The following is a 22,684-nucleotide window of genomic DNA, read 5'->3' on the forward strand; positions in this document are numbered from 1 at the left end:
AGGGGGCAGTGTGGGTCGAGGAGCCGGTGTGGATCCAGGGGCCACGGTACGCGGCACGGTCAGCCGACCAATTCATACGCCGGGATCGTGAGGAAGTCCGCATAGGTCTCCGACAGGCAGATGTCCTCGATGAGCGTGCTGGCCGGCGCGTAGAACCGGGCGAAGACATCCTCTCCAACTTCTCCTCGCAACTTCTCCGTCACCTCGGCCAGAATTCGCTTGACCAGTTCGGGCGTGACCGTCTCCCCGGTATCGGCGAGAACAACCTCGTTGCGCACTTGCTGCCAGACCTGTGAGCGAGAGATCTCGGCAGTGGCGGCGTCTTCCATCAGGTTATGGATGGCAACGGCGCCGTTTCCCGAAAGCCAAACGGCGGTGTACGCGACGGCGACATGGAGGTTGGTTCTCAAACCCTTCTCGGTCGTCACACCACCGGCGGAAGCGATGTCCAGAAGCTGGCTAGCCGTGACGTGAACCTCGGTTCGGCTGCGGTCCAGTTGGTTGGGCTTGTCGCCCAGCACTGCGTCGAAGACCTCCCTACAAATGGTGACGAGGTCGGGGTGAGCCACCCAGGATCCGTCGAATCCGTCGTTGGCCTCGCGCGTCTTGTCGGCGCGCACCTTAGCGAACGCCTCCCTGGTAATTTCAGGGTCGTAGCGGTTCGGGATGACCGCGGCCATTCCGCCCATCGCGAAGGCGCCGCGCCGGTGAGCGGTTTTCACCAGCAGCTCGGTATACGCCCGCATGAACGGCGCTGTCATCGCAATGCTGGCGCGGTCGGGAAGAAGGAATTCCGATCCGGAATCCCGAAAGTACTTGATGATGCTGAACAGGTAGTCCCAGCGCCCGGCGTTCAGGCCAGAGGCATGCTCGCGGAGTTCGTAGAGAATTTCGTCCATTTCGAAGGCGGCGGGGATCGTCTCGATGAGAACCGTTGCACGCACCGTTCCGCGCGCCACACCGAGCGCCTTCTGGGCGACGACGAAAATGTCGTTCCAGAGCCGCGCTTCGAGGTGACTCTCGAGCTTGGGAAGGTAGTAAAACGGGCCCTGACCGTTTTGGGCTAAGAGGTGCGCGTTGTGGAAGAAATGCAGGCCGAAGTCCACGAGGGCACCGATACCCGGCTGCCCGTCAATGAGCAGATGCGTTTCATCCAAGTGCCATCCGCGCGGACGCACGAGGACAACCGCGAGTGGCGCATCCTGACGCAGCGCGTACTCCTTTCCATCGGGCGAGGAGAAGCTGAGCGTGCCGCGGGTCGTGTCAAAGAGGTTGATCTGGGAGTCGATGACGTTGGACCAGTGCGGCGAACTGGCGTCCTCTAGATCGGCGAGCCACACCTGCGCCCCTGAGTTCAAGGCATTAATAGCCATTTTGGCCGGAGACGCCGGGCCAGTGATCTCAACGCGACGATTCTGCAACGCCAGTGGAGCCGGTGCGACGCTCCAGCTTTCGTCACGGATGGCTGCGGTCTCCGGCAGAAAGTTGAGGCGGCCGGTGCGAGCGACTTCATCACGCCGCAATCGGCGGGCGGCCAAAAGCTCGTTCCGCCGAACGGCGAATTCACGGTGCAGTTTTTCCACGAAGTGAAGCGCCTCGGGAGTGAGGATCTGCTCTGAACGGGGAATCAATGATGGGTCTTTGAGGTTCACGGTCACGACTGGTTCACTCCTCTAACACTGTTGATGCTCAAGCTAGCGCTCGAGCCGGGCTTGGCTTGGCTTCTGTCGGCACCAGCGCTACCCCCGGTGCTGGGACGAGCGTCCATGCTGTGGCCGTGCGAGTTTTCGTATTATGGATATTATTATCTGTTCAGCGGAATAACAAGCCCGCTTGTGCCGAGTTTGGGCTGGGAGGTCGACGAAACCTTTGCTTTTGAGCGCTTTTTCTCGCATGATGAAAACTGCAATAATGGGACGATACAGCGGCGCGAGGGAAAATCATGACGGTCCAGGATTCGGTGCCCACGCCAGCAACGAGCACGAGTTCAGCGGTTCCGGCCTCGATACGCAAGGGCGCCAGCGGCGTGCAGTCGGTCCAGCGCGTCTTCGAGCTTCTCGAACTGATCACGGATGCCGGTGGAGAAGTCACGCTGAGCGAACTTTCCTGTTCCACCGAACTGCCGCTGCCCACCATCCATCGATTGCTCCGAACCCTCGTTCAGTTGGGTTACGCCCGGCAGCTTCCCAATCGCCGCTACGCACTCGGCCCCCGACTCATCCGTCTCGGTGACGGTGCGAGCAAACAGCTCGGTGCGCTGGCGCGCCCGCAGCTGCAGTCCCTGGTCGACCAGCTGGGTGAGAGTGCAAATATGGCGGTTCTCGACCACGACATGGCGGTCTATATCGCGCAGGTTCCCTCCCTGCACTCCATGCGCATGTTCACCGAAGTGGGGCGCCGGGTGAATCTCCACGACACCGGCGTCGGTAAGGCGCTTCTGGCCCAACTGCCGGAGGAGACGGTGCGCGTAATCGTCGGCAGGGCTGGTCTGGCCACTCCGACCACGCAAAGCATTGATAACGTCGAGGACCTGCTCGTTGATCTCCGCACGATCACAAAGCGCGGCTACGCGATAGACGATGGCGAGCAGGAGGTCGGCGTTCGCTGCTATGCCATGGCGGTACCGAATGCACCAACGCCGACCGCTATTTCAGTGTCTGGCCCGGTTTCTCGCGTCGACGAGAACTTTGGTGCCCGCGCAATTCCACTTCTTCAAGATGCCGCCGCGACGATTTCTCGCGACCTCGCCATCGGCTGACTCAGTCCCAGAAATCGGAGTGGGCCGCTGCTGCTTCCACCTCGAGCAAAGGTCCGATGACCCGAACCTCGCGCTGGCCACGGGCAAACACCTCCCGGCACGGCAATGACAGGGTGGGGTTTTGGGCATTGTCCCCGGTCAAGGCGCGAAGCTTCACTTCGGAGAGTGCATAGACGACTCGGCCGATCCCTGTCCAATAGATGGCACCGGCGCACATCGCGCACGGTTCGGCACTCGAATAAAGGGTGGCGGAAGCCAGTGCATTCCTCGTCACCCTCGACGATGCTTCCGCCGCCGCACGGAGTTCGGCATGCTGGGTGGGGTCGCCTCCTGGCGGCACTGAGTTGTTGTAGCATGCCGAGATCACGACTCCCTGCGCATCGACCACACTGGCAGCGAACGGATGCCGGCCCTCGGCCCTCGCCTCCTGCGAGAGCGCGATGCACCGACGGAGAAACTCCACATCCGCTCCGGTGAGGGATGAGGCGGCTGCCGACAGTCCCTCAGCGGGCAGCCCCATGGGAGCTCTCCTCTCGTTATGGTTCTTAGGATGACAGGCTAGTGGTAGGTCACGAAGAAAATTTCATTCTGCGATATGTTTCTTCCAGATGCACCCGCAAATTGCCATTCGGGAGGTACACTTTTGCAAACATCGACACCGGCCGGACGCGTCGGCCGTCGACGAAACGCTGAGAACACGGGCGGCGTCATGAGCCGCCAATTCCCACGCATAACGAGGTACATCGGCTCTTGATGCAGGGTCATACCTCGGCATCAACAAGGAGTTTGATCATGGACCGTCTCGATCTCACCGTCAACGGGCACCAGCGCACGATGGTGCCGGATGCAGCGCACACGACCGCCCTGGACTGGCTGCGCAACAACGGCCTGACGGGATGCAAAGAGGGGTGCGCTGAGGGCGAGTGCGGCGCCTGTGCCGTTCTCGTCGCGCAATCAGACGGCGATGGAGGTACAACGTGGACCTCCATCAACGCGTGCCTGGTGCCGATCGCCGCGCTCGACGGTCAGGAAATCATCACCTCGGAAGGTCTCGGCTCCCCCGACAAGTTACATCCGGTTCAAGAGCGGATGGCGGTCGCCGGCGGCTCACAATGTGGATACTGCACGCCCGGATTCGTCTGCAGCATGGCCTCAGAGTTCTATCGGCGGGGTCGCGGGGCCAACGCCACAGGAGCGACTGGCGAGAGCCACGGCCCCAACGGATTCGATCTGCACTCCCTCAGCGGAAACCTCTGCCGCTGCACCGGTTACCGTCCCATCCGCGACGCTGCCTACGCGCTGGCTGAACCGGATGTCGACGATGCGCTGGCCGCGAGGCGCGACCGGCCTGCTCCCGGGCCGGCCCTGACCGATGTGCAGGCTCCAGACGGTCGCTTCGTGCGCCCGGCAACGCTCGCCGACACCCTCGCACTCCGCGCTGAGAATCCCTTGGCTGTTGTGGTGGCCGGGTCAACGGATTGGGGCGTCGAGGTCAACATCCGCGGCCGCCGTGAACGGCTTGTGATCGCGATCGACCGGCTTCTCGAACTCGGCACCATCGAGTTCGGGGATGAATTCATCGAGATCGGCGCCGCCGTCTCTCTGTCAGAGGTCGAGCGCTTTCTCGCCGGCCGTGTACCCCTGCTCGCCGAGCTCATACCCCAATTCGCGTCGCGCCTGATCCGTAACCGTGCCACGATCGGCGGTAATCTCGGCACCGGGTCACCGATCGGAGACCTGGCACCCGCACTGCTGGCCCTCGACGCACGCCTCGTTCTGGCATCGCCCGGCGGGGAGCGCGATGTTTACCTGAGCGAGTACTTCACGGGCTATCGAACGAGCGTTTTGAGGCCAGACGAACTGATCCGCCTGATTCGCATTCCACTGCCGCTGGCGCACCTCACCGGATTCCACAAGATCACCAAGCGTCGCTTCGACGATATCTCGAGTGTTGCGGTGGCCTTCGCCCTTGATGTGCGAAACGGTCTCGTGCACGATGCGCGAATCGGACTCGGCGGAGTCGCGGCGACACCGCTGCGTGCCCGCGCCACCGAGGCACTACTCATTGGTCAGCCCTGGGGCGCCCAGACGGTGCATAGGGCGGCGGCTTCGCTCGCCGGCGAAGGCACACCGATGAGCGATCACCGGGCGAGCGCAGAGTACCGCAGCATTATGCTGTCGCAGTCGATATTGAAGCTTTTTGCACAGTCGACGGCAACGCTGGGAGCGAGAGCATGAGCACCTTGTCAGATCGACCGGAGAACTCGGTAGTTGGAGTTCCCGAGCCGCACGAGAGCGCCGCTTTGCACGTGACCGGTCGCGCGTTGTATACCGACGATATCGCAACGCTCCGGCGCGATACTCTCACGGCGTGGCCCGTCCAGGCCCCGCACGCGCACGCGCACATTATCGCACTCCGCACCGAGCCAGCGCTCGTTGTCCCCGGCGTGGTTCGTGTGCTCACCGCTGCCGATGTTCCCGGCGTGAACGACGGCGGCATTTGGAACGACGAGCCGCTGTTCCCCACCGAGGTGATGTACTTCGGGCAAGCCGTGTGCTGGGTGCTGGGCGAGACGCTAGAGGCGGCGCGGCTGGGCGCGGCGGCGGTCGAGGTCGATTATGAGGTGCTGCCTTCGCTGATCACGGTGCCGGAGGCGATCGCTGCGGGTTCATTCCAGGGAGCGCACCGGATCACCCGTCGCGGGGATGTCGACGCCGCGCTGGCCACGGCCCCGCACGTCTTTACGGGGGAATGGGAATTCAGCGGGCAGGAACACTTCTATCTCGAGACCATGGCGTCCCTCGCGTATTACGACGAGGGCGGTCAGATGTATGTTCAGGCCGGCACCCAGCATCCGTCTGAGACCCAGGAGATCGTTGCGCACGTGCTGGGGATCAGCAGCAACGCGGTGACCGTTCAGTGTGTGCGGATGGGTGGGGGATTCGGTGGCAAAGAAATGCAACCGCACGGCCTCGCTGCGATTGCAGCCATCGGAGCGACCTGCACGGGCCGGGCCGTGCGGCTCCGCCTGAACCGCACCCAGGACCTCACCATGACCGGCAAACGACACGGTTTTCATGTGGCGTGGACGGTCGGATTCGACGACAACGGTCGCATCCTGGGCCTTAAAGCGTCATTAACAGCGGATGGCGGCTGGAGCCTCGACCTGTCTGACCCGGTGCTGGCGCGCGCGCTGTGCCACCTTGACAACGCTTACTGGATCCCGGCTATCGAGGCACACGGTCAGGTTGCCAAGACGAACAAAACGTCCCAGACCGCCTTCCGCGGATTCGGCGGGCCACAGGGAATCATGGTGATCGAGGATATTCTCGGACGCTGCGCGGCGCCGCTCGGCATCGACCCAGCGTTGCTTCGACGTCGCAATTTCTATGCGCCGGGCCAGACCACTCCATACGGACAGCCCGTTCGGCACGCCGAGCGAATGGAGGCGATTTGGTCCCAGCTGCTCGACAAATCGGAATTTGCCGAGCGGAGCGCCCAGATCGAGGCGTTCAACGCCGTCAATCCACATATCAAGCGTGGCCTCGCGATCACGCCGGTGAAATTTGGGATCTCGTTCAACGTCGCGGCGTTCAACCAAGCTGGCGCTCTCGTGCTCGTCTACAAAGACGGATCAGTACTGATCAACCACGGCGGCGTCGAAATGGGGCAAGGCCTGCACACCAAGATGATCCAGGTGGCCGCCACCGCTCTCGGTGTACCCCGAGCCTCCGTGCGCCTCGCACCGACGCGAACGGACAAGGTGCCAAACACCTCTGCCACGGCCGCGAGCACCGGCGCGGATCTCAACGGTGGCGCCGTCAAGAACGCCTGTGACCAAATTCGCGAACGGATGTCGGTGGTTGCCGGGGGCATGCTCGGCGCCAACCCGACCGACGTGCGTTTCTCGCAGGGAAAGATCCATGCTCTCGGTGTGCACGGCCAGGAACTCACGTTCGCCGACGTCGCCAAGGTCGCGTACCAGCAACGCGTACAGCTCTCCGCGGCCGGGTACTACCGCACAGAGGGATTGCACTGGGACGCCGAGGCCTGGCGCGGATCTCCGTTTAAGTACTTCGCCTATGGGGCCGCGGCGGCCGAGGTAGAAGTCGACGGATTTACCGGCGCTTATCGCACTCTTCGGGTCGATATCGTGCACGACGTCGGCGACTCGCTATCCCCGATCATCGACATCGGCCAGATCGAGGGTGGATTCGTGCAGGGTGCCGGGTGGCTCACGCTCGAAGACCTGCGCTGGGACACGACTGACGGGCCCGGACGCGGACGTTTACTCACTCAGGCGGCCAGCACCTATAAGTTGCCGAGCTTCTCGGAGATGCCAGAGGAATTCAATGTCACCTTGTTCGAGCACGCGCATGAAGACGGTGCGATCTACGGTTCAAAGGCGGTCGGAGAGCCGCCGCTGATGCTCGCATTCAGCGTACGGGAAGCGCTGCGCCAGGCCGCCGCACGGTTCGGCCCGGCGGGTCGCATGACCGAGCTTGCCTCACCGGCGACTCCCGAGGCGGTTTTCTGGGCACTGACAGCGGCGAAGCAGGCACTGGCCACCACCGCGCCCGGCGTGGATGCACCAGGCGCGAAACGTATTCCTGTCCTTGCGGACTCCTGACATGGATTGGCTCGCTGCCGTCGCGAGTCTGCGTGCGCGGCGCATGGCTGGCGTCATCGTGACGCTGGCCGCCACGCGCGGACACACTCCGCGCAATGGCGGGGCGAAGATGGTGGTGTCGGTGAGCGACGTCTGGGGCACAGTCGGCGGCGGCAACCTCGAGGCCACCGCGGTCTCGCACGCGCGAAAAATGATTGCGAGCGCATCGCGCAACCCCGAGCTCGTGAAGGTCGCGCTTAATGACAAAGCGCCGGCCGAATTCGGGGTGCAGTGCTGTGGAGGTGAGGTAACCATGCTGCTGGAACCGATTCCGGTCGTCCCGTCCGTCGCAATCTTCGGAATGGGCCATGTCGGCCTTGAACTTGCCCGTATTCTTTCCCGTCACGATCTCGAGCTGTTCCTGATCGACTCGCGAGCCGATATGCTCACCGAGGACCGCCTAGCGGGCCTCGTCGACGGCAATGCGCGGGTTCAGGTGAGGCACGCGCCTATCCCCGAATCGCAGCTTCCGGACTTGCCGCCCATGACACACGTGCTGATCATGACGCACGACCACGCGGAAGACATCGCGCTGTGTGACTTTGCACTCCGTCAGACCGACTTGGCGTCCATCGGCCTCATTGGCTCGAAAGCAAAGTGGAGTCGGTTCCGGCAGAGGCTGAGTGCTGAGGGCCATTCGTCCCAGCAACTGGAACGGATCACAACGCCAATCGGTATCCCCGGTCTCAGGGCCAAGGAACCAGCCGTGATCGCCGTCAGCGTCGCTGCCGACTTGCTCCTGACGTTCGAGCGCACCTCAGGCTAAACGACACCCGAACGCCCCAACAACGAGATGGTGCCTCGGTTCACAATGAGCCGAGGCATCATCTCAGAGCCCACTCGTTCTAGGCGCCGATCAGCTGTTCGATCGGTCCGACCAGGAAGAACACCATGAATGCGACAGAGACGACCCACATCAGTGGGTGCACCTCTCTGACACGCCCCTGAACGGTGCGGATAAGTACGTATGCAATAAAACCGGCGCCGAGGCCGTTGGCGATGGAATACGTCAGCGGCATCAGGGCGAAAGTCAGAAACGCCGGGATGGCAATACCCCAGTCAGCCCAATCAATATTGCGTACCTGCGATGTCATCAGGAAGCCGACCATCACCAGTGCCGGCGCCACGGCTTCGAACGGCACAATATTCGACAGCGGCGCGAAGAATGCGGTAATGAGGAAGAGCGTACCGGTGACGAGGCTGGCGATGCCGGTTCGCGCTCCCTCCCCGACGCCCGCCGCGGATTCGACAAAGATCTCATTGGCAGACACGGAAGCAAAGCCTCCGACAGCGGATGCAGCAGCATCGATCAACAGCACCGGGTTAGCGTCGACGAAGTTGTTGTCCTTGTCGAGAAGGTTCGCTTCGCTCGCCAGCCCAGTCATCGTTCCCATGGCGTCAAAGAAAACGCTGAGCAGGATGGTGAAGGTGAGCAACGACGCCGAGATGATACCGATGTGAGCGAAAGCCCCAAAGATGTCCACGTTCCCAAATAGCGACAGATCGGGGAAGGAAATGATTTGCTGGGGCAGGTCAGGTACAACGAGCGACCAGCCCCCTGGATTCTCCGCGTCGCTCGCAGGCGTGTTCGTGAAGAGCTGGAGAATGACGGCGAAAACCGTTGTGGCGAGAATGCCGATTAGAATCCCCCCACGCACCTTGCGCACCATCAGGATGATCAAGAGCATAAGCCCCAGCACAAACACCAGTGTTGGCCAGCCCAGGAGCAATCCGCCCACGCCAAGGTTCACCGGAACCGTCGTCTGGGCGGAGTCTGGGATTCGACGTACAAAACCGGCATTGACGAATCCGATGATGGTAATGAAGAGGCCGATGCCGACGACGATCGCGAGTTTCAATCCGGAAGGGACGGCTTTGAATACGGCCTCCCGAAACCCACAGAGCACCAGGATGAACATGACGAGACCGGATACCACTATCAGCCCCATGATGTCGGGCCAGGTTAAGTCTTCTGTGGTCGCGATCGTCGCCGAGACGAATCCGGAGACCCCGAGCCCTGCCGAGAGGGCGAAAGGGTACCGAGCGACGAGGCCCATGAGGATCGTCATGACGCCCGCAACGATCGCGGTCGCCGCGGCGACCTGTGGAATGCCCAGGGTCTGCCCTGAGCCATCCGGCCCACTGAGAATCAGCGGGTTGAGAACGACGATGTAGACCATCGCGAAGAAGGTGGCAAAACCACCGCGAAACTCCCTGCCCATGGTGGACCCGCGTTCGGTGATCCTGAAATATCTGTCCAGCCGTGAAACGCGCCGCGCCTGACCGTCTTGTATCTGGGATCTTTCCCTGATTGTCATTCCAGGTCCTCACTCGTAATTGGTGGATGCGGCATTTTCGCCATGACAACGATCAGTATTCAATTCGAGAGTCAAGGGCGGCCCAGGCAGTGAATGGGGCAAGATGGCCGGCGTCGTTGATGACAAGTTGGGTGACGGGCATGGAGCGTTTGGCGACGGGAGTATCAAAGAATTCGTAAAATGTGGCGTCGTCGAACCCGGCTTCAGCGGCATCATGTCGGTCGGCAGCAAAATACACCGCCTCGATTCTGGCCCACAGAGACGAGGCCAAACACATTGGACAGGGCTCGCAACTGCTATAGAGGATGGCCCCGGACAGGTCGAACGTTTCCGTCTCAGCGCACGCCGTGCGAATTGCGGTGACCTCGGCGTGCGCTGTCGGGTCGTTGTTGGCCGTTACCCGGTTGAAACCTTCGAACACGCGACCGTCACTGGTCACGATGATGGCGCCAAATGGCCCGCCACCGTTGCGAACGTTCTGGGTGGCGAGCTCGGTCGCCAGAGCCAGTTGGTCCTGATGGGAGATTGTCTTGTGCATTGCATCGACTTCCTTGTTTGCGCAAAGCGGAAGCGTCGCCCGGTTTCTTGACACGAGTCAATCGTGTGACCCAGCCGAAACGCTTCCACTTCACTACACTGTTGAACTCGTACCGGTGACAGCGTGAGTGAAGGCTGACCCTAAATTTAGACGCCTTGAGCGCTTAGCGCTTGGTGCCTTCCGTGCGGATGACCGCGTTCGATCCGGTCGCAATGATCGGGATTTCCTGGCCGTCGGCGGACATAAGTTTGCCGCCCTGATAGTAGTCGCCATCTTCGAGCGCCCGGAGCTCTTGCTCGTGTATCACCCGCGGCGGCGATGCGGCGAACACGGAGGGGTCCTCAGGCGTGCCCCGCTTGAAGTGATTGAAGACAACGTTCAATAGTATTGCCATGATGGCAGCCGAGCTGATGCCGGAGTCGAAGATGACCTGAAACCAGGACGGGAATTGGCTGTAAATCTCGCGCGAGACGATCGGCAGCACACCGAAGCTGATTGACGTGGCGACGATGATCAGGTTCATGTTGTCCTCGTACTTCACCTTGGCGAGCGTGCGGATGCCGCTGGCTGCAACCGTGCCGAACAAGACGATGCCGGCACCACCGAGTACGGCCGGTGGAATCGCCGCCACCACGCGACCGAGCACGGGCAGCAGGCCGAGCGCCACGAGGATGACGCCACCAGCTGCCACGACAAAGCGACTCTTGATCCGCGTCACCGCGACGAGTCCGACGTTCTGAGCAAAGGCGCTCTGGGTGAAGGAGTTGAACACCGGCGACACGGCACTAGAGATCATGTCCGCGCGGAGGCCGGCAGCGATGCGCTTGGAGTCAACCTTCGAGCCGGTGATCTCGGCGACGGCAAGAATATCCGACGTTGTCTCTGTTAGCGTCACCAGGATCACGATCACCATTGAGATGATCGAAGCAATGTGAAAGGTCGGAATACCGAAGGCGAACGGCGTGGGGAACGCGAAGATGTCACCAGCGAGAACATTCGAAAAGTCTGCCTTGCCCACGATGACGGCGAAGATCGTACCGATCACCAGAGCGAGCAGAATGGACAGTCTCGAAATGGTTGCGTTGGACACCTTGCTGAGCAACATGATTACAACCAGGGTGAGCGCTGCCAGGCCGACGTTGGAGGGACTCGCGAAGTCGGGTGCCTCGCTGTTGTTGCCCACGATCCAGCCAGCGGCGACCGGGATCAGCGACAGGCCGATGGACGTGATGACCACACCGGTGACCACTGGCGGGAAGAACCGCAGGATCTGCGCGAAGAACGGCGCGATGATCAGACCAATCAACGACGACACGATGACAGCGCCGAAGATCTCCGGAAGGCCGCCGCCACCCGCCACGATGGCAAGCATGGTGGCCACTCCGGCGAACGAAACACCCTGGACCAGCGGGAGCTGGGAACCGAAAAATGGTACGCCGATGGTTTGCAGGATCGTAGCCAGACCGCCGACGAAGAGGCAGGCCGCGATGAGCAGGCCGATTTCGGATGTCGTCAAACCGGCGGCGGAGCCGATGATCAACGGCGGGGCGATGATTCCGCCGTACATGGTGAGTACGTGCTGTAGCCCGTAGGCGAATGAGGCGCTGACGGAAAGACGTTCGTCTTCTGGACGATTGCCCGACTTAATTCGCGACCGTGCGCGGATTGCTGGTTTCATGGTGACTTCCTTGTCAACAGGGGCGGTAGAAACTGGGCGGTCTAACAGAACCCGGCGATGCCCTCCCAGGCGCGGCCGGCATCCGTTGTGTTGTCGCGTTGGACTGTTGCTTCGATCAGGCCGTATGGACGGTCGGAGGCGAAAAACACCTCACCAGGGTTGTCCAATCCGAATGGGGACAGGTCAACCAAAAAGTTGTGAATATTGGGCATGGAAAACCTGATCTCGTCGATCTCCGGGTACGCCTCGAGGACCGCCTTGCCCATCTGGAAGAGGCTCTGCTGCAGTGCCAGCGAGTGTACGGTCGCGAAAGACTGAAGCATCACCGCACGAACGCCGACGAAGAGTTGGTCGTAATCGAGGCCGAGCGTGTTGTAGCGCCAGCGGGCGGTCACCGAGGTTGCCAGAATGCGGTCTGTAGCTTCCTCGAGCGTCGTGTATTTATCATGCGGGAAGCCGGTGAACTTCGACCCGGTGGATTTCAGTACCGCGAGGTCCGTCAGCCCGGCGATGACCGTCGCCTCGCCGTTATCCAGAGTGACCACGGCGGTGCGCGCCTCGGTTCCTCCACGGACGAAGGAGTGGTCATGACCAGCTCCGTTTACCTCTATTCGATTCCAGCTGTACTTCTCAGCCGCCCAGCGCCCACCCGAGACCCAGTCAAAGTCGTCGATGAAGTGCTGGCCGAGACGAAGCAAGAAGTCTTCTGGTGCGCCAACGCCGTCCTTGGCGAGGGCGTACACGGTGTTCTTTTGCGTGTCGGTGGCCACGACATGAGCATTGTCACCCACGATGTGGGCGGCCTCGAAATCGCCGCGCAGCTGCGAGGTGACATTGAGGTCCTCAATCTCATGGCGGGCGGTGTCGCGGGTGATCCGGACGAGGCGTACTTCGGCTTTACCGTACTGGTTAGCGCCGAGCACGATGGTGCTCTCTGACATGGTCAACTCCCTTTATAGGTTGAATATGCAAATGGACTAATGAGTAGCGGTACGTGATAGTGCTGCTCGGCGTCGGCGACCGAGAAGGCGATCGACACGACGGGATAGAACGTCTGCCGCCGGGTTCTGCCGAAGTATTCGCCGGTGGCGAAACTCAATCGATACGTTCCAGCTTCAAGATGTTCTGGCCCTAGATCTGCTACCCGGCCATCGGCGTCGGTCGTGCCCGAGGCAATTTCAACACCGGCGTCGCTCTGCAGCGCGACGAGAACGTCGGCGGCCGGGCAGCCAAGAGCGCCGTCCAGAATGTGGGTGGAGATCTGGCTCATGGAACCAGAATTCCTTCGAGGCGGAGAAGCGCGATCTCACGCAGTTGCTGGGCAGCAACGGAAACTTCCTCCTCGGGTGATTTCAACATCCTGTTCTGCAGCGAGGTGAGCATCTCCGCAGCACTACGCCCGGCAGCCCGGATCAGGAAGACACGGCCGAATTTCCCTTCGTAGGCGCGGTTCCCGTCGAAAAGTGCATCGGTGACCACCGTGTCCTTCGGATCGACCCCGGCTTGCTCTGACCGGGACAGTGATGCTTCGGCGCTTGCCCCGCACGTCATCTCGCCAATACGAGGATGATGGACAAGAGCGCCGTCGAGTTCGGCTTCGGTCCAGGGCAGTGCACCCTCCCGCGCCACCCTGAGCACGTCCTCGAGGTTGAAGTACGGCCGAGCGTCTACGACGGCATCAATCCAGCGATCGATGTCGACGCAGGGACGCAGGGCGTTCCGCGCAGAGTCGCGATCGAGTACGTTGAATTCTTCAAGCGTCATTGCTTGCCCCTTTTCTGGAGATTTCCACAATGAGAAATCGCTTTTCCATTGGGCAGTACCAGTGAAGTAGGTCCCCAGCGTTCTGTCAAGAGCCGGGTGTCCGCGTCTCCAGGCGGATGCCTACCCACCTTCCAACCGGGACGGTTCTAGCGCACCCCGCCCATCAGGCGCAGCACCGGGCGGGCGATCAGGGCGAGCATCAGCCCCAGCACGATCGCGATGCCGCCGAGAACACCGAAATAGAGTCGCTCCGGCGCCGTCGCGTACCAGGTGGCGAGCACCCCTGACACGGCGGATCCGAGCGCGACCGAGAGAAAGAACAGCGCAACCATCTGGGTCTTGAACACCGTGGGCGCGAGCTTGGTAGCAACCGAGAGTCCGACTGGCGAGAGCAGCAGTTCCGCAACCGTAAAGACCAGCAGAATGCCGATCATGGCCAGCAGCGGTGTCGAATTCGCCGCGCCTCCGGCGAACGGCAAGAACAAGAGGAACGCGCCGCCCATCACCGCGGTTCCGACCGCGAACTTCATTGGCGTAGACGGCTGCCTCGAGCCCCACTTCGTCCACAGGGCGGCGAAGATGCCGGCTAAAACGATGATGAAGATGGGGTTGATGGACTGCACCCAAGACACCGGCATCTCCCAGCCGAACAGCTCACGGTTGAGTCGCTCGTCGGCGTAGATCGTGACGACCGTGAATTGCTGCTGATATAGAGACCAGAACGCGGCGCTGGCGATAAAGAGCGGGATGAAGGCGTAGACCCGTTTGCGCTCTACCGTGGTGATCTGGCGACTCGAAAGAATCACCACGAAATAGGCTACCGTCGCGATGATCGTCAGTGCGATCACGATGGTGACCAGATTACTCGCGGTAATCACCCCGGTGAGCACGAGCACGACAATGATGCCGACCGCGAGAATCGCAATGCCGATGTAGCGGGACCAACGCGAACGCGGCAGGGGATCGGGAACCTGCCGGGCGGCATCCGGCAGACGCTTGCGGCCGCGAGAATACTGAATGAGGCCGATCGCCATGCCAACGGCCGCGAGGCCGAATCCGAGGTGAAAACCCACGGTCGTCTGCAGCAGACCGGTGAGGATCGGTCCGGCGAACCCACCGAGGTTGATACCGAGGTAGAACAGCGAGAAACCCGCGTCTCGCCGGGGATCATCCGGCGCGTAGAGTGTGCCAACAACGGATGTCGCGTTCGCCTTGAGTCCACCGCTGCCGACAGCGACCAGGATGAGGCCGGCGGCCAGCCCACCGACTCCGGGCACGGCGGCCAGGGCGACGTGGCCGAGCATGATGACGATGGCGCTGTAGAACAGCACCCGCTCCGAGCCGAGAAGACGATCGGCGATCCAGGCGCCGAGGATCGTCGAGAGGTAGACCGCCCCACCGTACGCGCCGACGATACCGGCTGCCGTGGTCTGCGGCATTCCCAGGCCGCCATCGGCCACTGAGAAGTATAAATACAACAACAGGATGCCCTGCATGCCGTAAAAGGAGAAACGTTCCCACATCTCGACGCCGAAGACATTGGCGAGCGAACGCGGTTGTCCAAAGAAGGATCGGTCATCGCTGGCGGTAGCGTGATCAACGACTTTACTCATTACTCAATGGTACCAACCGCCCCGACCCCACCGGCCCGCGCGCCGAGGGTTCTCAAGCCGGGCGCGGGGCGGTCTAGGGTCGAAAGTCAGACCCTCCACCGAATAGAGGCAGCAATGATCGATTCCAGCGCACTCTTCCGCGGCCTCATCGCGTACCCGATCACGCCACTGATCGGCCGCGACAAGCTCGTCGACCACGACGTTCTCGCCAGGCTGGTGGCGAAAGCGGCGGCAGCGGGAATCGATGGGGTGACCGTGCTGGCCTCATCCGGTGCCGGTGTGTCATTCGACCGAGAGGAACGCCGAGCCATCGTGCACACCGCGGTAGCCGCAGCGGGTGACATGCCGGTCTACGTGGCGGTGAGCGCGCCGAGTACCCGCGACGTTTGCGCCTTCGCCCGGGACGCGGCCGGCCTCGGCGCCGGGGGTCTGGTCGTGACCCCGTTCTCCTACCTGCCCCTCGACGATGACGAGGTCGTGGCGCTCGTGCACGCCCTGAGCGATGAGACCCCGTTGCCGATCTGCTTCTACAACAAACCGGTACAGACCCAGTACGATCTGCCACCGGAGGTGCTCAACCGGCTCGTGTCCGAGACAAACCTGATCGCGCTCAAGGAACCGGCAACGAGGCCCGGTCGCCCGGCTTCCCGGCTCACTGACCTGCGCGCTGCGGGCGGCCCCGCGCTGAGCCTCGGCGTGAGCGGCGACGTGCAGATACTCACACACCTGCCGCCAACGGATGCCTGGCACACCGGCATCGCCGCTCTCCGCCCCGAACACTACGTGGCGGTGTGGCGCGCTGCCCGCGCAGACAGAACAGATGCCCCCGCCCGCGCCGACCTACTCACGCTCGCGCAGGCTCTAGCCACAAGCGCCCGGGGCATGGGATCCCTGCACGCCCTCGCCGCTCTCTGCGGCATCGCGACCGAGCCGCCGCGCGCGCCCCAGCTCTCAGCCACGGACCGGGATATCGCCGCCCTGCACACGGCCCTCGCCTAGCCATGACACCATAGCTCCGAACGACTACACCCGGCGGCAAGCGCTCTGACAGCCCCGTTATCACCGCAGCACCCGTCTAGGCTTGACCGATGAGCCCCGAAACACTGCGCGTTAGCCTGCCCGAGCCCGACCTGCGCGCCGCCATCGGCGATCTGCCCGACGGCGTCGAGGTCATCGAATGGGCAATGGACGGCCCGGCGCCCGTTCCCGAGATTGACCTCGTCGTGACGCCGTACATGGGCGCTGCCAACCGCGTCGCCCACCTCGCCGGCGTGCGCACCCGGCTGGTACAGAGCCAGTCGATCGGCTACGACGGCATCGACAAGCTGCTGCCGGCCGGCCACGTCTTCGCGAATGCGGCAAGCGTGCACGAGACCTCGACCGCCGAGCTCACCCTCGCGCTGATCCTCGCCTCTCAACGCGGCATCCCCGATTTTGTGCGCGCGGCCGAGCTGGGCCAGTGGGCACCAGCGCACCACCCCAGTCTCGCCGATCGCACGGTGCTGTTGCTCGGTTACGGCGGTGTCGGTCATGCCATCGAATCTCGCCTTCTCGCCTTCGAGACCACGGTCATCCGGGTCGCCAGCACGGCCCGCACCGATGAGCGTGGCGCGATCTACGGTTTCGAATCCTTGCCAGAGCTGCTGCCACAGGCCGACATCGTGGTGATCGGCGTGCCGCTCACTACGCACACGACCGGCCTGGTCGACGACGCCTTCCTGTCGCAGCTGCGCGACGGCGCCCTGCTCGTGAACATCGCCCGCGGTCCCGTCGCCGACACGGATGCGCTGCTCGCGCACGCGACCAGCGGTCGCATTCGGCTGGCGCTCGACGTGACCGACCCGGAGCCGCTGCCGCACGGGCATCCGCTCTTTGCGCTGCCCAACGTGATCATCTCGCCCCACGTTGGCGGCGCCTCGAGCGCAATGCGGCCCCGCATGGCCCGCCTCGTGCGCCACCAAATAGAACGGATGCTGCGCGGCGAGACCCCCCTCAACGTCGTATTGACGAGTTAGCCGCGCTGGGCGACGTACGCTGGATGCATGGTCTCAGCACTCAGTCCAGCACGCCTGGATGTCATCGAAGAAGCCCTCAAAGACGTGATGGATATCGAGATCGGCATCAATGTCGTCGATCTCGGCCTGATCTACGGCCTGGCCTGGGACGACGACACCGACGCGCTCATCATTCAAATGACCCTGACCTCGGCCGGCTGCCCCGAGCAGGAGGTGCTGATGGAACAGACCGAGCAGGCCCTCGTCGGCGTTGTCGATCGCTATCGGATCAACTGGGTCTGGATGCCGCCGTGGACTCCCGCCAAGATCACCGACGACGGCCGCAGCATGATCAGCGCACTCGGCCTGACGATGTAGCGCACCCCCGCGGCTAAAGCGGCTAACGCGACCCGGCCATGTCCGGCTGTAGCGAACGAACGCCTGATTCCGGCGCGCGTTGCGTCGGTGCACCCGGCGCGGGACGTGCATCGTGCTGCCGTTTCGTGCACGCGCAACTTGCAAGCGAGCGTTCTCGTGTAACCTGTGGTCAGACCACACGACGAGAGGACCCCATGACCGCTCCGCGCGCCTGGCAGGTCGTGCTCGACGCGGTCGAACGCGATCTGCTCGAGGGCCGGCTCAGCCCCGGCGACCATCTGCCGGCCGAGCGCACCCTTGCCGTCGATCTCGGCGTCGGCCGATCCAGCGTGCGCGAGGCCCTGCGCGTACTCGAAGTGCTTGGGCTGATCCGCACCGCAGTCGGTTCCGGTCCATCGGCGGGCGCGATCATCGTCGCCCGCCCCGGCGGCGGCATGTCAGCGCTCATGCGGCTGCAGGTCGCGGCGCAGGGTTTTCCAGTGGCCGATGTGGTGAAAACCCGGCTCGTGCTGGAAGGGGCCATCGTCACCGAGCTCGCGGCCGGAGACTCCCCCGACCTGACCGCCTCCGCGCAGATCCTCACCGCAATGGAACGGCAGACACTCACCCAGGCTGAATTTCTGGCCCTCGACGCGGCATTTCACCTCTCCTTGGCCGAAGCGAGCGGCAACCAGGTGGTCACCGCCACCATGGCCGGCCTCCGCAGCGCAATCGAGGGGTACGCGCGGGCCGGCGCGGCGGGCCTGCCGAGCTGGCCGGCAACATCCGTTCGCCTGATGCACGAGCATCGCGGCGTTCTCGCCGCCATTCTGGCCGGTGAAGCGGATGCCGCGCGGCTCGCCATGCACGCCCACATCTCCGGTTATTACGCCGAAACCCACCTGCACGAACACTAGACAAGGACGATCATGGTTCAACGACGCATCCCCAAGATCAAAGATCTCGCCCCGCTGATGAAGTTCAAGAGCCCGGAGCGGAGCGCGAAGAAGCGCCGCCTGGCTGCCGCGCTCACGATCGCTGATTTGCGCGCGATCGCCAAGAAGCGCACCCCGAAGGCAGCTTTCGACTACACCGAGGGCGCCGCCGAGGCCGAAATCTCGCTCGGCCGGGCCCGCCAGGCCTTCGAAGACATCGAGTTTCACCCCTCGATCCTGCGCGACGTGTCGACCGTGTCGACCGGCTGGGATGTTCTCGGCGCCCCCGTTGCGCAGCCGTTCGGCATCGCTCCGACCGGGTTCACCCGCATGATGCAGACCGAGGGAGAGATCGCCGGGGCGCATTCCGCGGCCCGCGCCGGCATTCCCTTTGCGCTCTCGACCATGGGCACGACTTCGATCGAAGACGTCAAGGCTGCCAACCCGAACGGCCGCAACTGGTTTCAGTTGTACATGTGGAAGGACCGCGACCGCTCGATGGCGCTTGTTGATCGGGCCGCCAAGGCCGGTTTCGACACCCTTCTGGTGACCGTCGATGTGCCCGTGGCCGGAGCACGGCTGCGGGACAAGCGCAATGGTTTCTCGATTCCGCCGGCGCTCACCCTCGGCACCGTCGTCAACGCGCTGCCGCGACCGGAGTGGTGGATCAACTTTCTGACCACCGAACCGCTCGCCTTCGCGAGCCTCGACCGCTGGAGCGGCACCGTGGCCGACCTGCTCGACACCATGTTCGACCCCACCGTCGTTTTTGAAGACCTTGCCTGGATCAAGGCGCAGTGGCCGGGTAAGGTCGTCGTCAAGGGTGTGCAGAACCTTCACGACGCCAAGCGCCTGGTGGATCTCGGCATCGATGGCATCACCCTCTCCAACCACGGCGGCCGCCAGCTTGACCGGGCCCCGATTCCGTTCCGCCTGCTGCCGCAGGTCGTGCGCGAGGTCGGTGCGCACACCGAGGTGCACCTCGACACCGGCATCATGTCGGGAGCCGACATCGTGGCTTCCGTCGCACTTGGTGCCCGCTTCACCATGATCGGCCGCGCCTACCTCTACGGCCTGATGGCCGGCGGCGAGGCCGGCGTTGACCGCACGATTCAGATTCTGTCGGAGCAGGTCAGCCGCACCATGCGGCTGCTCGGCGTGAACTCGCTAGAGGAACTCAGCCCCGGGCACGTCACGCAGCTGTCTCGGCTGATGCCGGTTGCAGCTCCCATGGTGGCCGCGGCCGAGGCGGTTCCGGCGCGCAAGTCGCCGGTGCGCTTGTTTCCGTCCACCAGCGGATGATTGCGCACGAGCGATTCGAGCAGGGCTGCAGCCTTGCGGTCAAAGGTCGCGTAAGCATCCGTGCCGAACATGGACGCCGACGGCCGCGCCAGTGCCGAGGCGAGCAGGCCGGCGTCGCGCACGTAGAATCCGTAGCGTTCGGTCACTTGTAGCGCGTCGGCGGCCTCCAAGTATTGGGTCATGCGTCTTCGAGCCGCTGCAACAACTCCGCGTCATGGCTCAAGACAAATTGCAGACCAGACTCGATCTCATCCCTGCGGGAATACCGTTCCACAATGAGCGTTGCGCCCTGAAGCAGCAGCGCGTGCTTCGACGCGTGTTGCGCCGTCGCGAGTTGTTCCAACTGGCGATCGAGATCTTCCGGTATGCGCACATTAATAGCCATACCAAAATGGTACTTTGCCCGTAATTCGGCGGCAAGGGGGCGTCAGATTAAGCGGTCGACCCGAGCTCTCAGGCCAGGTACTCGCCGAAGGCACGCAGGGCGAGGGCGTCGTCTTCCCACGCGCCCCCCTCGTGCCCGTTATAGGGCCAGACCGTGATCTGCTTCGGCCCAGCGTAGTTGTTGTAGGCGGCGAACACGGTCGACGGCGGGCAGATCGGATCCATCAGCGCGGCCGTCATGGTCACCGGCGCGGTGGCTCGCTTGGCGAAATTGACGCCGTCAAAGTAGGAGAGCACGTCGTGCACCCGCGCTACTTTCAGCCGGTTCGTGGCGAGGTACTGGCCGAGCTCGCGGTACGGCATGGCGTCGGTAATAACGGATGCCCGCGGAAAGTCACACAGAAACGGCACTCGCGCGACAACGCCGGCCAGGTCGGGCACCAGCCCCGCCACGGCGAGCGCGATGCCACCGCCCTGACTGGTGCCCATCACGCCCACCCGGGCATCGTCGACGAGCGCCAGGCTGCGGGCCGCCGCGACGGCACGCCCCGCGTCGGTGAAGAGGCGGCGGTAATAGTACGTCTCGCGCGAGTCGATGCCGCGGGTCATGAAACCCGGCACCTGCGGGCCGCTCCCGGCATCGTCGGCCGTGTCGCCGGTGCTGCCGCCGGAGCCCTGACCGCGCAGGTCCATCTCGAAGTGCGCGTACCCGGCGGATGCCCACAAGAGGTTCTCGAAAGCCTGCCCGCGTCCTCGGCCGTAGCCGTGAAACTGCACGATGGTCGGCAGCGGCCCGGTCGCGCCGGTGGGAATGCGCAGCCAGGCTTTGGTTGGCTGCCCGCCGAACCCGGCGAAGGTCACGTCGAACACGTCGAGCGTGCGGAGGCCGGCGTCAACCGGAATCACGGTGACATTGAGCGGATGCCGGTCGGCTTCGGCCAGCGTGTCGGCCCAGAACGCGTCGAAGTCGCCCGGGTCGGCCTGAGTGCTGCGGTAGGCGCGGAGTTCAGCTTCGGGCAGGTCGGTGTACATGTTGCCAGCCTAGGGCCGCGCGGCAGCGCGCCCGGGTGCGGTCGTGCACGGGGCGTGCGCCGTGAGCCGGGCGGGGCCTACTTCGCGGCGGCGAGGTCGTCGAGCACGAGCCTCAGCTGCTCGATGGCCCAGTCGACGTCGTCGGCGGAGACCACGATTGGCGGGGCGAGGCGAATGGTCGAGCCATGCGTGTCCTTGGCCAGCACGCCACGGGCCAGAAGGGCCTCGCAGACGACGCGGCCCAGCGCCAGCGACGGGTCGATATCGATGCCGGCCCAGAGACCGACGCCTCGAACCTCGACCACGCCGTGACCGATCAACGCCGAGAGCCCGGCGTGCAGGCGCGCCCCGAGCTCGGTGGCACGCTGCTGGTATTCGCCGGTGGCCAGCATCTTCACGACGGCCAGTCCCACGGCAGCAGCGAGCGGATTGCCGCCGAAGGTTGAGCCGTGCTCGCCGGGATGCAGCACGCCGAGCACGTTGGCATTGCCCACAACCGCCGACACCGGCACGATGCCGCCGCCGAGGGCTTTGCCAAGCAGGTAGAGGTCGGGCACGACCCCCACCAGGTCACAGGCGAAGGTCGAGCCGGTACGGCCGAGCCCGGACTGAATCTCGTCGGCAATGAACAAAACGTTACGGCGCGTGGTGATCTCACGCACGGTCGGCAGGTATGCCGCCGGTGGCACGACGATTCCGGCTTCGCCCTGGATCGGCTCGAGCAGCACGGCGACGGTGTTCTCGTCGATCGCAGCCTCAAGCGCCGCGGCGTCGCCGTAGGGTACGGTGCGAAATCCGGGCGTGAACGGGCCGAAGTCGGCGCGCGCCAACTCGTCGTCTGAGAAGCTGATGATGGTCGTGGTGCGGCCGTGAAAGTTACCGGCGGCGACGATAATGTTGGCCTGATCCGGCGCGACGCCCTTGACCCGGTAGCCCCAGGCGCGGGCGACCTTGATGCCGGATTCCACCGCTTCGGCGCCGGTATTCATCGGCAATACCATGTCTTTGCCGGCCAGTTCGGCCAGCGCGGTCACGAACGGGCCGAGTTGGTCGTTGTAGAACGCCCGGCTGGTCAGGGTGATGCGGCCGAGCTGGGCGCGGGCGGCGTTAAGCAGAACGGGGTTGGAATGCCCAAAGTTCACGGCGGAATACGCGGCGAGGCAGTCCAGGTAGCGGTGACCGGCAACATCCGTTACCCAGGCGCCGTCACCGGAGGCGACGACGACCTCGAGCGGGTGGTAATTGTGCGCGGCATGCGCGCTCTCCTGCGCGATGAGAGCCGCGGCCTCAGGCGAAACGGATGCTGCTGGCACTGTCTCTGCGGTTAGGTTCGTCGTCATG

General features: G+C 63.5%; 21 protein-coding genes and 1 pseudogene. 9 read left to right on the forward strand and 13 right to left on the reverse strand.

Translation table 11 applies throughout. The annotated features are described in order from the left end of the window. Positions 1 to 59 precede the first annotated feature (59 nt). The gene (aceB, locus tag CXY75_RS07575; protein WP_104082220.1) at positions 60 to 1,658 is read right to left on the reverse strand and encodes a malate synthase A; all 1,599 of its coding nucleotides are present in this window, start codon (positions 1,656 to 1,658) and stop codon (positions 60 to 62) included. Between the two features lie 284 nt (positions 1,659 to 1,942). Between aceB and CXY75_RS07580 the strand changes: the two genes are divergently transcribed. Beyond that, on the forward strand, positions 1,943 to 2,758 hold the full coding sequence (locus tag CXY75_RS07580; RefSeq protein WP_104082221.1) for an IclR family transcriptional regulator: 816 nt from the start codon (positions 1,943 to 1,945) through the stop codon (positions 2,756 to 2,758). Between the two features lies 1 nt (position 2,759). Here the strand turns inward: CXY75_RS07580 and CXY75_RS07585 are convergent, their stop codons facing one another. Further along, positions 2,760 to 3,278, reverse strand: coding sequence for a nucleoside deaminase (locus CXY75_RS07585; RefSeq protein ID WP_104082222.1), 519 nt, complete (start codon positions 3,276 to 3,278; stop codon positions 2,760 to 2,762). A gap of 272 nt (positions 3,279 to 3,550) precedes the next feature. On the opposite strand from CXY75_RS07585, the gene CXY75_RS07590 reads away from it, so the two are divergent. The 3 genes from CXY75_RS07590 to xdhC are packed head-to-tail and all read left to right on the forward strand — an operon-like array spanning position 3,551 to position 8,194. Beyond that, on the forward strand, positions 3,551 to 4,996 hold the full coding sequence (locus CXY75_RS07590) for a xanthine dehydrogenase small subunit (RefSeq protein ID WP_104082223.1): 1,446 nt from the start codon (positions 3,551 to 3,553) through the stop codon (positions 4,994 to 4,996). Further along, on the forward strand, positions 4,993 to 7,389 hold the full coding sequence (xdhB, locus tag CXY75_RS07595) for a xanthine dehydrogenase molybdopterin binding subunit (RefSeq protein WP_104082224.1): 2,397 nt from the start codon (positions 4,993 to 4,995) through the stop codon (positions 7,387 to 7,389). The genes CXY75_RS07590 and xdhB overlap by 4 nt, the downstream gene beginning before the upstream one ends. Positions 7,390 to 7,432: 43 nt before the next feature. Then, a complete protein-coding gene (xdhC, locus tag CXY75_RS07600; RefSeq protein WP_369826701.1) occupies positions 7,433 to 8,194 on the forward strand; it encodes a xanthine dehydrogenase accessory protein XdhC in 762 nt (253 codons plus the stop codon). Positions 8,195 to 8,273: 79 nt separating this feature from the next. On the opposite strand, the gene CXY75_RS07605 is transcribed toward xdhC, so the two are convergent. From CXY75_RS07605 to CXY75_RS07635, 7 genes are all read right to left on the reverse strand, one after another. Further along, a complete protein-coding gene (locus CXY75_RS07605) occupies positions 8,274 to 9,650 on the reverse strand; it encodes an NCS2 family permease (protein WP_233201798.1) in 1,377 nt (458 codons plus the stop codon). Between the two features lie 148 nt (positions 9,651 to 9,798). After that, on the reverse strand, positions 9,799 to 10,284 hold the full coding sequence (locus tag CXY75_RS07610) for a nucleoside deaminase (RefSeq protein WP_104082227.1): 486 nt from the start codon (positions 10,282 to 10,284) through the stop codon (positions 9,799 to 9,801). Between the two features lie 163 nt (positions 10,285 to 10,447). Then, positions 10,448 to 11,962, reverse strand: coding sequence for a nucleobase:cation symporter-2 family protein (locus CXY75_RS07615; protein ID WP_104082228.1), 1,515 nt, complete (start codon positions 11,960 to 11,962; stop codon positions 10,448 to 10,450). A gap of 41 nt (positions 11,963 to 12,003) precedes the next feature. After that, complete coding sequence (gene pucL / locus CXY75_RS07620; RefSeq protein WP_104082229.1) at positions 12,004 to 12,903, reverse strand: factor-independent urate hydroxylase; 900 nt, start codon at positions 12,901 to 12,903, stop codon at positions 12,004 to 12,006. A 2-nt stretch (positions 12,904 to 12,905) separates the two neighbouring features. Then, on the reverse strand, positions 12,906 to 13,232 hold the full coding sequence (gene uraH, locus CXY75_RS07625) for a hydroxyisourate hydrolase (protein WP_104082230.1): 327 nt from the start codon (positions 13,230 to 13,232) through the stop codon (positions 12,906 to 12,908). Continuing rightward, entirely contained in the window at positions 13,229 to 13,726 is a 498-nt protein-coding gene (gene uraD / locus CXY75_RS07630; RefSeq protein ID WP_104082231.1) for a 2-oxo-4-hydroxy-4-carboxy-5-ureidoimidazoline decarboxylase, read from the reverse strand. The genes uraH and uraD overlap by 4 nt, the downstream gene beginning before the upstream one ends. Positions 13,727 to 13,872: 146 nt before the next feature. Beyond that, complete coding sequence (locus CXY75_RS07635; protein WP_104082232.1) at positions 13,873 to 15,339, reverse strand: peptide MFS transporter; 1,467 nt, start codon at positions 15,337 to 15,339, stop codon at positions 13,873 to 13,875. A 114-nt stretch (positions 15,340 to 15,453) separates the two neighbouring features. Here CXY75_RS07635 and CXY75_RS07640 point away from each other — a divergent pair, with 114 nt between their 5' ends. The 5 genes from CXY75_RS07640 (at position 15,454) to CXY75_RS07660 (ending at position 19,927) form a co-directional block, all read left to right on the forward strand. After that, positions 15,454 to 16,338, forward strand: coding sequence for a dihydrodipicolinate synthase family protein (locus CXY75_RS07640; RefSeq protein WP_158251157.1), 885 nt, complete (start codon positions 15,454 to 15,456; stop codon positions 16,336 to 16,338). An 89-nt stretch (positions 16,339 to 16,427) separates the two neighbouring features. Further along, the gene (locus tag CXY75_RS07645; RefSeq protein WP_104082234.1) at positions 16,428 to 17,354 is read left to right on the forward strand and encodes a 2-hydroxyacid dehydrogenase; all 927 of its coding nucleotides are present in this window, start codon (positions 16,428 to 16,430) and stop codon (positions 17,352 to 17,354) included. A gap of 27 nt (positions 17,355 to 17,381) precedes the next feature. Next, positions 17,382 to 17,711, forward strand: a complete 330-nt coding sequence (locus CXY75_RS07650) for a metal-sulfur cluster assembly factor (RefSeq protein WP_104082235.1) — start codon at positions 17,382 to 17,384, stop codon at positions 17,709 to 17,711. 194 nt (positions 17,712 to 17,905) lie between these two features. After that, entirely contained in the window at positions 17,906 to 18,607 is a 702-nt protein-coding gene (locus CXY75_RS07655) for a FadR/GntR family transcriptional regulator (RefSeq protein WP_104082236.1), read from the forward strand. A gap of 12 nt (positions 18,608 to 18,619) precedes the next feature. Continuing rightward, positions 18,620 to 19,927: an alpha-hydroxy acid oxidase gene (locus CXY75_RS07660; RefSeq protein ID WP_104082237.1), complete on the forward strand. Its 1,308-nt coding sequence runs from the start codon at positions 18,620 to 18,622 to the stop codon at positions 19,925 to 19,927. 26 nt (positions 19,928 to 19,953) lie between these two features. Here CXY75_RS07660 and CXY75_RS07665 read toward each other — a convergent pair. The 4 genes and pseudogenes from CXY75_RS07665 to rocD form a co-directional block, all read right to left on the reverse strand. After that, positions 19,954 to 20,109 (reverse strand): annotated as a pseudogene (locus CXY75_RS07665) (hypothetical protein); the annotation flags it as partial. After that, positions 20,106 to 20,312 carry a ribbon-helix-helix domain-containing protein gene (locus CXY75_RS07670; protein WP_233201799.1) on the reverse strand — a complete coding sequence of 69 codons (207 nt, stop codon included), beginning with the start codon at positions 20,310 to 20,312 and terminating at the stop codon, positions 20,106 to 20,108. The pseudogene CXY75_RS07665 and the gene CXY75_RS07670, both read right to left, overlap by 4 nt. Before the next feature lie 68 nt (positions 20,313 to 20,380). Continuing rightward, entirely contained in the window at positions 20,381 to 21,343 is a 963-nt protein-coding gene (locus CXY75_RS07675) for an acetylxylan esterase (RefSeq protein WP_104082238.1), read from the reverse strand. Positions 21,344 to 21,420: 77 nt separating this feature from the next. Further along, positions 21,421 to 22,683, reverse strand: a complete 1,263-nt coding sequence (rocD, locus tag CXY75_RS07680; protein ID WP_104082349.1) for an ornithine--oxo-acid transaminase — start codon at positions 22,681 to 22,683, stop codon at positions 21,421 to 21,423. Position 22,684: the final 1 nt, after the last annotated feature.

The sequence above is a fragment of the Cryobacterium sp. Y11 genome (assembly GCF_002929535.1).
In the GTDB taxonomy this organism is placed as follows: Bacteria; Actinomycetota; Actinomycetes; order Actinomycetales; family Microbacteriaceae; genus Cryobacterium.